Origin of the sequence: Pseudomonas sp. BF-RE-21, assembly GCF_019947305.1 — a bacterium.
Lineage (GTDB): Bacteria > Pseudomonadota > Gammaproteobacteria > Pseudomonadales > Pseudomonadaceae > Aquipseudomonas > Aquipseudomonas migulae.
On the sequence record NZ_JAGYGF010000015.1, the window covers coordinates 18,572 to 33,489 of the forward strand.

The window sequence follows — 14,918 nt, forward strand, 5'->3', positions numbered from 1 at the left end:
CGGCGCTCCCTTCGCGGGCAAGCCTCGCTCCTACAAAAGCAACATCATCTTCCGAGATAAACCTCGATCACCCGCTCGTTATCCTGCACCTGCTCCAGCGACCCTTCGGCCAGCACGCTGCCCTGGTGCAACACGGTGACGTGGTCGGCAATCGAGCCAACGAAGCCCATGTCGTGTTCCACCACCATCAGCGAATGCTTGCCCGCCAGGCTCTTGAACAGCTCGGCAGTGAACTCGGTTTCGGCGTCGGTCATGCCTGCCACGGGTTCGTCGAGCAGCAGCAATTGCGGGTCTTGCATCAACAACATGCCGATCTCCAGAAACTGCTTCTGCCCGTGGGACAACAAGCCCGCCGGGCGATTGACCGAGGTGGTCAGGCGAATGGTTTCCAGCACTTCGCTGATGCGATCTTTCTGTTCGCCACTCAGGCGAGCCCGCAGGCTGGCCCACACCGACTTGTCGGTTTTCTGCGCCAGTTCGAGGTTTTCAAACACGCTCAACGCTTCAAACACCGTCGGCTTCTGAAACTTGCGCCCGATGCCGGCCTGAGCAATTTGTACTTCACTCATCTGCGTCAGATCGAGGGTTTCACCGAACCAGGCTTTGCCATGGCTGGGGCGAGTCTTGCCGGTGATCACGTCCATCAGCGTGGTCTTGCCCGCGCCGTTGGGACCGATGATGCAGCGCAATTCGCCGACGCCGATGTACAGGTTCAAATCGTTCAGAGCCTTGAAACCATCGAAGCTGACGCTGATGTCTTCCAGGGTCAGGATGGTGCCGTGGCGGGTATTCAGGCCGGGGCCGACGCGTTGCCCGAGGCCGATGGCATCGCGGCTGGTGCCGGCGTCCTTGTTCGGCTGCGGTGGATAGAAGGCCGGCTCGAGCATGAATTCAGCCGTCGCAGTCACTCTCATTGGTCACCCCTTTTCTTCAGCAGGCCGATCACGCCTTTGGGCAGGTACAAGGTCACGACGATGAACAGCGCGCCGAGGAAGAACAGCCAGTACTCGGGGAAGGCTACGGTGAACCAGCTTTTCATGCCGTTGACCACGCCGGCACCGAGCAACGGGCCGATCAGCGTGCCGCGACCGCCGAGTGCGACCCAGACGGCGGCCTCGATGGAGTTGGTTGGCGACATTTCGCTCGGGTTGATGATGCCGACTTGCGGCACGTACAACGCGCCCGCCAGACCGCACAGCACTGCGCTCAAGACCCAGACAAACAGCTTGAAACCCCGTGGATCGTAACCGCAGAACATCAGGCGGTTTTCGGCGTCGCGCAGCGCGGTCAGCACTCGACCGAATTTGCTTTGCGCCAGTCGCCAGCCGATAAACAGGCTCGCCACCAGCAACACCACCGTGGCGAAAAACAACACCGCGCGCGTCCCCGGTTCGGTAATGCCAAAGCCAAGAATGGTGCGGAAGTTGGTGAAGCCGTTATTGCCGCCAAACCCGGTTTCGTTGCGGAAAAACAGCAGCATCCCGGCGAAGGTCAGGGCCTGGGTCATGATCGAGAAATACACGCCTTTGATCCGCGAACGGAAGGCAAAGAAGCCGAACACCAACGCCAACAAACCCGGCGCCAACACCACCAGGCACATCGACCAGAGGAAGCTGCTGGTGCCGGTCCAGTACCACGGCAATTCGGTCCACGACAGGAAGGTCATGAACGCCGGCAAGGCATCGCCCGACGCCTGGCGCATCAGGTACATGCCCATCGCGTAACCGCCGAGGGCGAAGAACAGACCGTGGCCGAGGGACAGCAGGCCGGCGTAACCCCAGACCAGATCGAGGGCGAGGGCGACGATGGCGTAGCAAAGAATCTTGCCCACCAGGGTCAGCGTGTAGGCCGAGACGTGAAACGTGCTGTCTGGCGACAACAGCGACAGCAGCGGCAACGTCAACAGCAAAACAAGGATCACCGCACCGACGGCAATCGTGACTTTGGGGCCGGCCTTTTGGCTGGCCGTGAGCATCAGAGGCTGGTTCATCAGTCGATCACCCGTCCTTTCAGTGCGAAGAGGCCTTGCGGACGTTTCTGGATGAACAGAATGATCAGCGCGAGGATCAGGATCTTGCCGAGTACGGCGCCGATCTGCGGTTCGAGAATCTTGTTGGCAATGCCCAGCCCGAACGCGGCGAGCACGCTACCGGCCAGTTGTCCGACGCCGCCGAGCACCACCACCAGGAACGAGTCGATGATGTAGCTCTGGCCGAGGTCCGGGCCGACGTTGCCGATCTGACTCAGCGCCACGCCGCCAAGGCCGGCGATGCCCGAGCCGAGGCCGAAGGCGAGCATGTCCACGCGCCCGGTGGGCACGCCGCAGCAGGCGGCCATGTTGCGGTTCTGGGTGACGGCGCGCACGTTCAGGCCAAGGCGTGTCTTGTTCAACAGCAGCCAGGTCAGCACCACCACGAACAGGGCGAAGGCGATGATCACGATGCGGTTGTACGGCAGCACCAGGTTCGGCAGCACCTGGATCCCGCCCGACAACCACGCCGGGTTGGCGACTTCGACGTTCTGTGCGCCGAACACCAATCGGACAAGCTGGATCAGCATCAGGCTGATACCCCACGTGGCGAGCAGGGTCTCCAGTGGGCGGCCGTAGAGGTGGCGAATCACTGTGCGTTCCAGCGCCATGCCAATCGCCGCCGTGACGAAAAACGCCACCGGCAATGCGATCAATGGGTAGAACTCGATGGCTTGCGGGGCAAAGCGCTGGAACAGCAACTGCACAACGTAGGTCGAGTAGGCGCCGAGCATCAGCATCTCACCGTGGGCCATGTTGATCACGCCGAGCAGGCCGAAAGTGATCGCCAGCCCGAGCGCCGCGAGCAGCAGGATCGAACCGAGGGACATGCCACTGAAGGCCTGGCCGAGCATCTCGCCGATCAGCAGTTTGCGTTTGACTTGGGCCAGACTGGTTTCGGCAGCCGTGCGCACGTTGGCGTCGGCTTCAACACCCGGCTCCAGCAAACTCTCCAGACGAGTGCGAGCCAGTGGATCGCCTGTTTCACCGAGCAGGCGCACAGCGGCAAGGCGCACGGCCGGGTCGGTGTCCACCAGTTGCAGGTTGGCCAGCGCGAGGCTGAGCGCGGCGTGAACGTTTTCGTCGTGTTCGCCAGCCAGTTGCTGGTCGAGGAATTTCAGCTGCGCCGGTTTTGCGCTTTTCTGCAATTGCTGCGCGGCCGCCAGACGGGTTTTGGCGTCGGTGGCGAGCAATTGATGGCTGGCCAGTGCAGTGTCGATCAGACCCCGCAGGCGATTGTTCAGACGCAAGGTTTTCGGTTGGCCGTCGACCGTCAACTCGCCTTGTTGCAGGGCGTTGATCAGTTCGACACGAACCGGATCGGGCTGCGCGGCCCAGGCTTCCAGCAGTTTGGCTTGCTGCACAGGGTTGGCGGCGACGAAGTCTTCGGCGTCGCCGGCATGCGCGGCCATCGGCAATAAAAATGCGAGGGCGAGAATGAAGCGGTAAAGGGCAGTGGGCATATCAAATGTCCTGGTGATACGCGGACCCTGTAGGAGCCGGCTTGCCGGCGATGGCGGTCCATCAGGCAAACCGTGTGATGCTGATCGCCAGCAAGCTGGCTCCTACAGGTGATGTGTCGGGGGCGAACCCGACATCCAGTGGCTTAGTTGCTCTTCACCGCATACTCCGGCTTCTTGTCGTTGCCAGGAATGAACGGGCTCCACGGCTGGGCACGGATCGGCCCTTCGGTCTGCCACACAACGTTGAACTGACCGTCCGCCTGGATCTCGCCAATCATCACCGGCTTGTGCAGGTGGTGGTTGGTCTTGTCCATGGTCAGGGTGTAACCGGACGGCGCGGCAAAGGTCTGGCCAGCGAGGGCTTCGCGGACTTTGTCGACGTCTGTGGACTTGGCTTTTTCCGCTGCTTGCGCCCACATGTGGATGCCGACGTAGGTGGCTTCCATCGGGTCGTTGGTCACCGCTTTGTCGGCGCCCGGCAGGTTGTGTTTCTTGGCGTAGGCTTTCCAGTCGGCGACGAATTTCTTGTTCGCAGGGTTCTCCACCGACTCAAAGTAGTTCCACGCCGCGAGGTTGCCCACCAGCGGTTTGGTGTCGATGCCGCGCAGTTCTTCTTCACCGACCGAGAACGCCACGACCGGAACATCGGTGGCTTTCAGGCCCTGGTTGGCCAGCTCTTTATAGAACGGCACGTTGGAGTCGCCGTTGACCGTGGAGATGACCGCAGTCTTGCCACCGGCCGAGAATTTCTTGATGTTGGCGACGATGGTTTGATAGTCGCTGTGACCGAACGGGGTGTAGACCTCTTCGATGTCCTTGTCCGCCACGCCTTTGGAGTGCAGGAACGAACGCAGGATCTTGTTGGTAGTGCGCGGGTAGACGTAGTCGGTGCCGAGCAGGAAGTAGCGCTTGGCGCCGCCGCCTTCTTCGCTCATCAAGTATTCCACGGCCGGGATCGCCTGTTGGTTCGGCGCGGCGCCGGTGTAGAACACGTTCGGCGACATCTCTTCGCCTTCGTACTGCACCGGGTAGAACAGCAGGCCATTGAGCTCTTCGAACACCGGCAGCACTGATTTACGCGACACCGAGGTCCAGCAACCGAACACCACGGCGACCTTGTCCTGAGTTAGCAGCTGACGACCCTTTTCTGCGAACAGCGGCCAGTTCGACGCCGGGTCGACCACCACCGGTTCCAGCATCTTGCCATTCACGCCGCCCTTGGCGTTGATCTCGTCGATGGTCATCAACGCCATGTCTTTGAGGGACGTTTCGGAGATCGCCATGGTGCCGGACAACGAATGCAGAATACCGACCTTGATGGTCTCGGCGGCCTGGACAGTCCAGGTCATGCCCATCGCGGCAATGCTTGCCGTGAGTGTAAAAGCCTTGATCAAGCTGCGACGCTTCATTGTGCGATCTCCATGAACTTATGAGTTTTCTTGGTTGGCAGATGCGGACTACTGAAGGGTCTTTAGCAAGGGGTGTGCCTGTTCGGTAAAGGCCGGTAAATCTCGTGATAGAGCCATTGGCGGGCTGGAGCGCGCACCAGACTGGGGCCTGTTTGCAAGGCGGGTGCGCCTGCGTGCGCAGCATTGGTGCCGAGGGTGTTCAGTGCCAAAACCCGGCAGGCGATAACTATGTACCACCTGCTGTGCTGCGAAATCTTGATCATCGTGGTTTCGAAATCAAGTGAGTAGCGCATGGATAGCACCTCTGGCAACGCACCTTCAATCCCCCAGGAACCGGCGAAATTTCCCGCACTGGGACCGACGTTCATAAGCGCCGATGATGCAGCCTATTGGGCACACCGACAGATCGGCGCGCGTCGTGACAGAGCCTACGGCGGCGTGATCGTGCAGCGTGGCGATGGAAAATTTCAGCCCACGTTGCCTGTGGCCGGGAGGATGGGGCATTTCGATTTTGACACCTTGCTGTCTACCGGCCGCGTCGGAGAGCTATTTGCCCCACCGGGCTACAGTGGTGCGGCGTATTACCTGTCCCATTCGGCCAGCCACGCTGAAGTTCTGCGTGCTCATCCGCAGTGGACAGCCGAGCAGATCAAGTTAGACCTCGGTTTTTTTTCGAGAGGGCATATCCTGACCCACATGCAGGACCCGGGCGCCTATGGCCAGCGCCACTATCTGTCGGGGCCGGATGACTCGTTGATCAAGTACGAGTCCACTCAGCCGGCAGAGGAGAAAAAACTCTTTGAACAGGGGTTCAAGTCTTTCGGGCCGTTCACCGATGTTGAACTTTTGATTCAGAAACTGGCCTCGATCGGCACGCTGAGCGTACTGGTGCCCAATGATCAGTGGGGTGGCGTACGAGGAAACGTGCCGGCGAACTGGACCCTTGGTACCGCCCTGGGACACAACCGGCCCGTCTCACAGCCTTTTTTTTGTGCCGTCTCCGATCAAGTGGACAAGGCTATCGAAGCCGCGGCAACGAGCGTATCCACAGTCTCCGGTAGTGTGTATCTGGGTTTTGTCGTCACCTCTGCCGGAAGTTCGGAATGCATGGCGACCTATCCGGTTCTCTCCAGCCAACTGAATGTGGCCATCGAGTTGTTCAATACCTTTCCGAGGAGACCCGATCACAAGCTGGAGAGGTTGCTCGATTTCGACCTGCATGGCGTTTACTTCCTGTCGCACAGTGATGGCGCGCAGAGTGCCAGCGACCCTTGGCTTTATGAGCACTTTATTTCACCGGATGAGTTGGCTGCGGGAATCAAATTTTCGCTTTGGGATGTTTATCGGCAGGAATACCCTGACTACCTGAATGTGTACACCAGAACCCGGGATGGTGCCGTGTTGCAATACCGCCCCTCGGCGCACATCCGTGAAGCTCCGTTGAAGGACAGCGCGGATTTCAACGCTCGACTGAAGGCGGGCACGCTCAAGCCAGCAGACTACGTCAAGCAGGTGGCCGCCGCCGGCCAGCTGACAGTGCTGAAGGACAGCCAGTTGTGGGATGTTGTCGGGGACGTTGGCGCCGACTGGCAACCCTATGCCAGGTCGAGGCGTTTGAGTCCCGCTTTTCTCATGGCGGACGATGCCGCACGTTTTGCGCACGAGTACATCGGCAGCCGGCGTGAACAAGGCTTCGCCGGGATGATTTTGCAGGATCAAAACAAACGTTTCGTTGCCACAGAACCGGTTTTTTCCGCAAAACCACGGTTTGTGTTGGACAGGCTGTGCCCCCTCGATGCCACCGGCGCACCGATCATGTTGCTCGAGGGATACTCGTTTCATGGGCTGTACGCTTCGCGTTGGCAAGCTGACTCAAGCGCCATTGTGCGTGCCGACGAACAAGAGCAATTGACGCAGGCGCAGATGTTCACCACCGAAGACATTCGCTCGGTGCTCGACAAGAGCGCGCATGTTGTCGACTTTTACCTCTCCGGTTCGCCAGACAGCCTGCTGGTTTACAGTCCCGATCTATCGAAAGTGGCCGCCCGCAACAAAGTGCACGAGCGAGTTGCCCTGCTCGCCGATGGCTCCACCCTGATCGACCGGGCGCTGGCGTCTGGCACACTTGCACCCGATACCGTTGTCGACGAACTGGCCGAAACCGGCCGATTGCGTGTGGTAGCCGGCAATGAGGTGTGGGGGCCGCGGGGAACTTTACTGGGTGATGAGTCAACTCCCGCAGGCGTTTCCCCTCCGTTGCTCGGGGCGATTTTTACCAGCGCCGAAGAAGCCGTACTGAACGCCCGTCATCGCGCAAGGCTCGATTACCGCACGGCTGCGGCGGGTTGGGGATTCATTCTCAAACACAAGGATCGCGATGAGTATGTGGCGACCGAAACAGTGCCGGCCGGGCGCCTGGGGGCATTGAACCAGGCGAGTGACTTTGGTGCTCCCGTATTGGTCGACGAGTTTCGCACCTTCGCGCTCTACTACTCGGCAAGCTGGGTTCCCGGCGGGTTATCGACAGCGGATGCCTGGTTTGCCCGACATTTTGCTTGCGTGACCGATCTGGCGGCGGCCATCTATGACGACAAGGGCACGCAACGTCTTACGCATTTTCAAGACCTGAGCGTTTTTTTTGCGACACTGGATGGGGCTTTGTTGCGGTATCAATTTTCGGCCACCTCAACCCGGTTCGACACGAAAGGTTTGCAGCAATTGAGGTCGCTGTTGGTCAACGGCACACCTCCCTATGCCGACGTCATTCAATTGATCGCCAAGGCCAGCGAGCTGAAGGTGTTGCGCACCAGTGAACTGTGGGACGAGGCGGGCATTGTCGGTGCAGTTTGGAAACCCTACGCGCAGATCCAGCGGCGAGCGCTCAGCCGGGTCTTTGTGTCGCAGGATGATGCAGTGCGCTATGCGTTGACGCAGTTGGACTCGCGGCGTGAGCGGATCTACGGTGGCCTGGTGCTGCGTCGGCTCGATGGTTTGTTTGTTGCGACTTTACCGGTGGCTGTCGAGATCGAAAACTTCCCTGCCAGCTGGATCCGCCTGGACGAATTGACCGAACAGGGGTTGTTTCTGGCTGGAAGCACGGTTGTCGCTCGCTACCATTCGCGAATGCAGGTCGAACCGGTTTTTGCGCTGTCGAACCGCGAACGGGACGTGTACCTCGCTATGTTTTCCACCGATTTCATGTCGGCAATCCTGAGCGGCTCCGCGCTTTCGCCATCTCTATCGCCCGGCAGGGAATATTTGCTGGGACTGGATGGCAGCCTGATCAGCTACACCCTCAGCGCCAGTGCTGCCGAAAAGCAACTCGCACGATCATTGGCTCCCGCCAGTCAATTGCAGCGCAGGCACACCCCGATAGAACTGCAAATGCGCAATGGCACGCTAACCCCGAGTGAGTATGTCAATCAGGTTGCAAGCGCCGGCAGGTTGCAAGTGATCAAGGGTAGCCGGCTGTGGGGCAAGGTCAGGCAGTTGTCAGCATGGAGCGCTTATTTCGAGGGTGGTCCATCGCAAGTGCATCGGTCGGCCATCGCTGATCCGGCGCTCAGTCCGGTCTTCACGCAATTGAACGACGCCGTACGGCATGTCCACCGTGCGGTGGGCGCTCGAACCGGATTGAGGTTCGGGTTCGTACTCAAGTCGCTGAACGCCGAGCGGTATATGACTACGATGCCGATTGACGGGCGGCAAGGAAGTCTCTCCGTCGAGAAGGTATTTCCCGATGGGCTATTACCTCTGGGATACAGCGTTGAGGGAATCTATCTGTGTCCGTCGACCGGGCCGGGACGACTGCCGCACGACTTGGATCAGAGTTTCATCTCGCCTCGGGATCTGATGTATGGGTTGGACGCTGTCCGTGTACGCACGGGGGCTGTGACTACTTTCCTCAACGTCTTTGTGTCCTGTGCCGATGGTGCCTTGTTGCGATACAAACCCAAGGCCGCTGCACCGGAGTGGACCCGGTTACAGGTCGCGCTCGCCTACGAAAAAGTACTGCAATCAGGGCACGAAACACTGTTCGAGTATCTGCGCAAGGTGATCGCGAACGGTGAGTTGCAGGCAGTGGTGCGCAGCACCTTCTGGTCGCCGTTCAGGGTGGATGCCAAGGGTGTCAAAACCGGCATCGGGCTGGTGAGATGGGCGCCGGATAACCGCTTTGCCCTCGGGCCGGTATTTGCGCATGCCGATGATGCGGCTCGTTCGGCCCAAAGACTGATTGGCGAGTACGTCGGCCAGCAATATCTTGGAGGCGTCCTGATACACCAGGCATCGTCTTCGTTCGTTGCGGTCGAGCCGCTTGAGGACGGCCTCGACAGTGGCGCTGCCAGCGCACTGTTTTACTCAGGGCCGGGAGGGCCGATTGCCCCGGTCGCGGTACCAGGCGAGCAGCCGTTGCCATTGCCGGTTTTTCCGCGGGATTTCAAATGGGTGGCTGTTCATCAGTTCTACAAACGCTTCAACCTGTTCGTGAAGGACCCCAGTGCGTCTGATCAACTGCTACTGGACAACCTGGCCCTGGCGGACCTGTGGTTCAGCAGGGACGTGGTGAAAAAGAGCGGGGTCTCCGGCGGCAGCTGCTATTTCACCGGGCGAGGCGGGGCGCTGTTCAAATTCACCCCCAGCTTCTCGTCGCAGGAACGCGAATTTTTCAGCGAGGAGGCAAAGGACGGGGTCGCTGCATACCTCGCCAGACTCGCCAGCGTGGGACGGCTGGAAGTAGTGGACACCGATGGTTACTGGCGCCGTCGCGGGCTTGTGAGCGCCAACTGGAAACCTGCGTTGCCTGGTCATGACGAACTGTAGAGGATCGTATTTTCACTGATGGAAGCCTGAGAAACTGACGTCCTCAAGTGCTCAGCGACGTCGCATCAGACCGATGAAAAACAACCCGCCAATCGCCGCCGTGGCCACGCCAATCGGTAAATCCTCGGGGGCGATCAGCGTGCGCGCAGCGACATCGACCCACACCAGAAATACGCTGCCCAACAATACGCACACTGGCAGCAATCGCCGGTGTTCGGCCCCGACCAGTCGCCGCGCAATGTGCGGCACCATCAGCCCGACAAAACCGATTGAGCCACTGATCGACACCAGCACTCCGGTCATCAACGAGGCAATCAAAAACACCCGCAACCGTACGGTGCGGGCGTTGAGCCCAAGGGTCACGGCCGTCTGTTCACCGGCCATCAACGCGTTCAGTGGTCGAGCCATGCCAAGCAACAAAACCAGCCCGAGCAGCACACTGGCGGCCGGCACCGCGAGCAATTCCCAGCGCGCCAACCCGAGCCCGCCGAGCATCCAGAACATCACCGCCGAACTGGCGCGGTGATCGCCGAGAAACAGCAGCAGATTGGCGATTGCCATCATCACGAACGACACCGCCACACCGCACAACAGCAGCCGATCACTGTCCAGACGACCGTTGCGGTTGGCGATCATCAGCACGATCAGCATGCTCAGCAGTGCGCCAATAAATGCGGCAATCGGCAACGTCAGCAGGCCGACGATTTCACCGACATGCAGCACCACGATCACCGCGCCGAGGGTGGCGCCGGAGGTTACGCCGAGCAGGTGCGGATCGGCCAGCGGATTGCGCGTCACCGCTTGCAGCACCGCGCCGATCAGCGCCAGGCCGGCACCGACCAAGGCGCCAAGCAACATGCGCGGCACGCGGATCAGCCACACGATGTGTTCCTGCCCGGCCGTCCAGCTCACCCCGTCAAAACCGAACACCTTGTGCAGCAAAATGCGCCATACCACGTCCACCGGCACCCGCGCCGGGCCGAAGCCCAGCGACACCACGCACGACACCAGCAACAACGCGCCGAGGGCAATCAGCAACAGGGCGTAACGACGATTGATCATTCGCCGTGGAAACCTTTGGCCAGGGTTTCAACCGCCAGCACGTTGTCGATCCCCGGCGTGGCCTGCACATACGGAATGACGATGAAGCGCTGGTTCTTGATTGCGTCAACCGATTGCAGCGCCTTGTTATCGAGCAGGAATTGCGTCTTCTGTTCAGCAGTAACTTCACCGTAATCGACGATCACGATCACCTGCGGATTGCGCTCGACCACGTTCTCCCAATTCACGCGGGTCCAGCTCGCTTCGACGTCATCCAGAATGTTGCTCCCGCCCGCCGCGTCGATCAGCGCTTGCGGCATGCCCAGGCGACCCGAGGTCATGGCGCGGTCTTCGCCACTGTCGTAGAGGAACACCCGGGGTTTGTCCGTCGGCAGATCCTTGCGCACATCGGCGACTTGCGCCTGCATGTCGGCGATCAATGCAGTGGCGCGATCCTGCACGTCGAAGATTTTGCCGAGGTTGCGCAGGTCGTTGTAGGTGTCCTCCAGGCTGGCCGGTGGACGCTTCATGACGAAGGCGCAGGACTCGGTCAGCTCATAGACGTTGATGCCCAGCGGCTGCAAGGTTTGCGGCGTGAGATCACCGCCCACGCGCATGCCGTAATCCCAGCCGGCGAAGAAGAAATCGACGTTGGCGTTGAGCAGGGTTTCCACTGAAGGGTACTTGGCCGCCAGCTCCGGCAGGCCGTCGAGGATGGTCTGCATCTGGGGCGTGACCGACTTCCAGCCACTGACACCGCTGTAGCCGGCCATGCTCGGTTTGAGGCCGAGTGCGAGCATCATCTGCGTCATGTTGATGTCGTGGCTGACCGCGTGTTTCGGCGCTTGCGTGAAGGTCACGTCGCGGTTGCAGCTCTGGATCGTCAGCGGATATTTCGTTGCTTCGGCAAACGCTTGGCTACTGCCCAGCAACAGAGCAACGCACAGCAGGGAACGCAAAGTCATGGTTGGGTTATCCAGGTGATTCGTGGGTAGCCGTGCAAAGGGTGTTCATCGATCAGCGCTTCGACGCCGAACACATCACGCAGCAGCGGGGCGGTCAGGACTTCTTTTGGTGTGCCGCTGGCGACGATGCGGCCGTGATTGAGCACGTACAGCCGATCACAGAACGCGGCGGCGAGATTGAGGTCGTGGATGCTCGCCAGGGTGCCGATCCGCAGGCGTTTGACCAGTTGCAGTAACTCAAGCTGATAGCGCGGGTCGAGGTGGTTGGTCGGCTCGTCGAGGATCAACACTTGCGGTTGCTGGGCTAGGGCGCGGGCGAGGATCACGCGTTGTTTTTCACCGCCGGAGAGCGTGGCGAAAGCGTGGTCTTCGAAACCGTTGAGGCCGACGGATTCCAGTGCTTGCGTTGCGAGATTGCGGTCTTCGAGGGTGTCACCGTCGAACAGGCCTTTGTGCGGTGTGCGGCCCATGGCGACCACTTCATCGACGGTCAGGCCGAAGGCGTCGGGGAACTCCTGCAGCACCACGGCGATGCGTTGCGCGCACCAGCGCGAGGATTGTTTCCAGACGTTGTGGTGGTCGAGCCGGACCTCACCGTTTTCCGGTTTGCTGAAGCGATAGGCGCACCGCAGCAGGCTGGTCTTGCCGCTGCCGTTGGGGCCGATCAACCCGACAAACTCACCGGCGGCCACGTGCAACGAGGCATCACGCAGTTGGAACTGGTGATGACAGTGGCCGTGGCCCAGGGGTGTCCAGGCGAGGTTGGTGAGGTTCAGCGAGGTCATGCATTTACTCAGAGATATTTGGTGATGCTGATGACGCCTTCGCGGGCAAGCCTCGCTCCTACAGGATTTTTGTCGATCACAAAAAATGCGTACGACACAAAACCTGTAGGAGCGAGGCTTGCCCGCGAAGGGGCCCTTGAGTCAAAAGGTGTAATCAGCTGTGACGAAGAACGAACGCGGCTCACCCAGAATCCACTGCTGCCCCTCATTGTATTGGCTTTGCGCATACTGGCGGTCAAACAGATTGTTCACCTGCAGCCCCAGCGTCGTATTGCGCAGCGCTTTCCATGACAACGTGGCATCGACGACGGTGTAGCTCGGCAGCTCGTTCTGGTTGGCCATGTCGGCATAACGCGCGTCAACGTAACGCACGCCAGCCCCGGCCTTCAGGTCTTCGCTGAGTGCTTTGCTCAGCCACAGATTCGCCGTGCGACGAGGCACGTCCACCGGACGATTGCCGTTGCGCGACACCGGCACGCCGGCGACCACTTCTTCGAAATCGTCGTACTTCGCTTTGACGATGGCCGCGTTGGCCTGCAGTTGCCAGGCGTATGGCAATTGCAGATCGAGGCTGGCTTCCAGGCCATTGGACGATTGTTGGCCGACCTGTTGTTTTAACGCCGGGTTGCCCGGATCGTCGGTCAGCAGTTTCTTTTTGACGATGCGATAAGCCGCCAGCGTCCACTCGCCGCGTTGATCCCAGAACATCTGCTTCACACCGATCTCGGTCTGTTTCGCCGTGGCCAGGTCATATTGCTGCTGGCTCGGGCTCAGGGAAATCAGGCCGCCGACACCGTCGGTGCTGGTGGCGTACTGACCGTAGAACGAAGTGTCCGGGGTCACGGCGAACACCAGCCCGGCCTTCCAGTTGTTGCCGGTCAGGGTCTTGTCGCTCTGGCTGCCATCGACCAGATTGTCGCGATCGACGTGCACGTAGTCGCGACGCACACCGGTCACCAGCGACCAGCGCTCGCTCAACTGCGTGCGGTTTTCGGCAAAGGCCGACATCTGTTTGGTGGTGCTCTGGAACTGGTCGCGATACGGATTGGCACTTTCAAAACTGCCACGTTGTGGATGATACAAATCGATCGGCTGGCCATCGGGCAACACGTCATTGAACGGCGAGTTGCTGTCGAGCTGGAAGCGGATGCGGTTGTAATCGACACCGGTCACGGTCTGGCTGTCGAGACCGAACAGAGAATGCTTGAAGGTGAAGGTCTGACGGTCGCCGACCTGTTCCTGCCGGTGGCCGATGCCGAAATAGCCACTGCGGCTGAGCTGCTGTGCGTCGCGGTCGAAGTTGTAGTTTTCGGCGTTCTGCCAGCGGCGCTGGGCCTTGAGGTAATACAGCTCGTTGCTCGCGCTGACGTTATCGGAAATTTGCCAGTCGCTGGTCAGGCGCGTCCATTGATCGTTGTAGTGCTGCTTGTCGTTGCTGACGTTGTAGTTCTTGTCGCGCAGACCTTCGTGGAAGCGGCCGTTGATCAATGGCGTGCCGAAGTAGTTCATCGGGTTCTGGTCGCCGTAGTCGTGGGCGAGGGTGAATGCCAGATCGTCCGTGGCCTGCCAGCGCAGGGCCGCGCTGACGAAGTCGCTGGAGGAATCGCCGCGATCGACCCAACCGTTGCTGCGCAGGCGATTGAGGTTCAAGCGATAACTCAGGGTCTCGCTCAGCGAGCCGCCGCTGTCGAACGCTTGTTGCTGACTGTCGTAAGAGCCGTAACCGAGACGCACGTGGTTTTCGATCTCGCCTTCGAAGGGCTTTTTCGGGATCACATTGACCACCGCACCCGTCGCGCCTTCGCCGTACAACACCGAAGCCGGGCCGCGCAGCACATCGACGCGCTCCACGGACCAGGTGTCGACCGGGAAGGTCACGGTGCCCATGCCGGTGTACATCCGGTTGCCGTCATACAACTGCATCACCGAGTTCTGCCCGGTAAAGCCTCGTGCAGACAACGAGGTCCCGCCGTCGCCCGGCGTGCCGGTGCGGCTGATCCCGGTGCTGCGCGAGGCCGCGTCCTGCACGCTGCGGTCACCGCGCGCGCGGATCTGTTCGCCAGTCAGGCTTTCCACACTGGCGGGTGTTTCCAGTGCCGTGAGGTTCAGGCGCGAACCGGCGGTGGTCGGCGTGTCGAGGTTGACGGTTTCGTCGTCAACGGCCGGTGCGGTGATGGTGCCGGCGGGCAGCGTCAAGGATTGCGCGTGGGCGTTGTTGTGCAGGGCGAGCAGGCAGAGGCCGGACAAGAGGTACTTGTTCATCGGGTGGGTGACACTTCTTCCAAAAGAAAACCCGCAGCAATGGCTGCGGGTTGGGCGGTGCATTTGCGTTATACAGTAACACTAAAAATGACCGTGCGATAAGCGCCCGAAGTCTACAGATCCCTCTAATACGCGCATCTCGC

The 14,918-nt window shown here is 60.3% G+C and carries 9 protein-coding genes; 1 reads left to right on the forward strand and 8 read right to left on the reverse strand.

The window, feature by feature from the left end; all coding sequences use genetic code 11:
* Positions 1-44: 44 nt before the first annotated feature.
* The 4 genes from urtD to urtA all read right to left on the reverse strand — a co-directional run bounded on the left by urtD (position 45) and on the right by urtA (position 4,901).
* Positions 45-914: an urea ABC transporter ATP-binding protein UrtD gene (gene urtD / locus KGB25_RS12845; protein ID WP_008038696.1), complete on the reverse strand. Its 870-nt coding sequence runs from the start codon at positions 912-914 to the stop codon at positions 45-47.
* Positions 911-1,990, reverse strand: coding sequence for an urea ABC transporter permease subunit UrtC (urtC, locus tag KGB25_RS12850; protein WP_223435098.1), 1,080 nt, complete (start codon positions 1,988-1,990; stop codon positions 911-913). The genes urtD and urtC overlap by 4 nt, the downstream gene beginning before the upstream one ends.
* A complete protein-coding gene (urtB, locus tag KGB25_RS12855; RefSeq protein ID WP_223435099.1) occupies positions 1,990-3,492 on the reverse strand; it encodes an urea ABC transporter permease subunit UrtB in 1,503 nt (500 codons plus the stop codon). Before urtB ends, urtC begins: the two co-directional genes overlap by 1 nt.
* Positions 3,493-3,635: 143 nt before the next feature.
* A complete protein-coding gene (gene urtA, locus KGB25_RS12860) occupies positions 3,636-4,901 on the reverse strand; it encodes an urea ABC transporter substrate-binding protein (protein WP_223435100.1) in 1,266 nt (421 codons plus the stop codon).
* A 291-nt stretch (positions 4,902-5,192) separates the two neighbouring features.
* Here urtA and KGB25_RS12865 point away from each other — a divergent pair, with 291 nt between their 5' ends.
* Positions 5,193-9,722, forward strand: coding sequence for a DUF4329 domain-containing protein (locus KGB25_RS12865; RefSeq protein ID WP_223435101.1), 4,530 nt, complete (start codon positions 5,193-5,195; stop codon positions 9,720-9,722).
* A 51-nt stretch (positions 9,723-9,773) separates the two neighbouring features.
* On the opposite strand, the gene KGB25_RS12870 is transcribed toward KGB25_RS12865, so the two are convergent.
* From KGB25_RS12870 to KGB25_RS12885, 4 genes are all read right to left on the reverse strand, one after another.
* Positions 9,774-10,784 carry a FecCD family ABC transporter permease gene (locus KGB25_RS12870; RefSeq protein ID WP_223435102.1) on the reverse strand — a complete coding sequence of 337 codons (1,011 nt, stop codon included), beginning with the start codon at positions 10,782-10,784 and terminating at the stop codon, positions 9,774-9,776.
* Positions 10,781-11,728, reverse strand: a complete 948-nt coding sequence (locus KGB25_RS12875; protein ID WP_223435103.1) for an ABC transporter substrate-binding protein — start codon at positions 11,726-11,728, stop codon at positions 10,781-10,783. The genes KGB25_RS12870 and KGB25_RS12875 overlap by 4 nt, the downstream gene beginning before the upstream one ends.
* Positions 11,725-12,513, reverse strand: coding sequence for an ABC transporter ATP-binding protein (locus KGB25_RS12880; RefSeq protein ID WP_223435104.1), 789 nt, complete (start codon positions 12,511-12,513; stop codon positions 11,725-11,727). The genes KGB25_RS12875 and KGB25_RS12880 overlap by 4 nt, the downstream gene beginning before the upstream one ends.
* A gap of 141 nt (positions 12,514-12,654) precedes the next feature.
* Positions 12,655-14,775 (reverse strand): TonB-dependent receptor, encoded by a 2,121-nt coding sequence (locus KGB25_RS12885; protein WP_223435105.1) that lies wholly within the window; start codon positions 14,773-14,775, stop codon positions 12,655-12,657.
* Positions 14,776-14,918 lie beyond the last annotated feature (143 nt).

Excerpts from the sequence above, each read along its gene's own strand:
- KGB25_RS12875 (WP_223435103.1), bottom strand. The coding sequence starts at position 11,728 with ATGACTTTGCGTTCCCTGCTGTGCGTTGCTCTGTTGCTGGGCAGTAGC.
- urtB (WP_223435099.1), bottom strand. The coding sequence starts at position 3,492 with ATGCCCACTGCCCTTTACCGCTTCATTCTCGCCCTCGCATTTTTATTG.
- urtA (WP_223435100.1), bottom strand. The coding sequence starts at position 4,901 with ATGAAGCGTCGCAGCTTGATCAAGGCTTTTACACTCACGGCAAGCATT.
- KGB25_RS12880 (WP_223435104.1), bottom strand. The coding sequence starts at position 12,513 with ATGACCTCGCTGAACCTCACCAACCTCGCCTGGACACCCCTGGGCCAC.
- KGB25_RS12870 (WP_223435102.1), bottom strand. The coding sequence starts at position 10,784 with ATGATCAATCGTCGTTACGCCCTGTTGCTGATTGCCCTCGGCGCGTTG.
- urtC (WP_223435098.1), bottom strand. The coding sequence starts at position 1,990 with ATGAACCAGCCTCTGATGCTCACGGCCAGCCAAAAGGCCGGCCCCAAA.
- KGB25_RS12885 (WP_223435105.1), bottom strand. The coding sequence starts at position 14,775 with ATGAACAAGTACCTCTTGTCCGGCCTCTGCCTGCTCGCCCTGCACAAC.
- KGB25_RS12865 (WP_223435101.1), top strand. The coding sequence starts at position 5,193 with ATGGATAGCACCTCTGGCAACGCACCTTCAATCCCCCAGGAACCGGCG.
- urtD (WP_008038696.1), bottom strand. The coding sequence starts at position 914 with ATGAGAGTGACTGCGACGGCTGAATTCATGCTCGAGCCGGCCTTCTAT.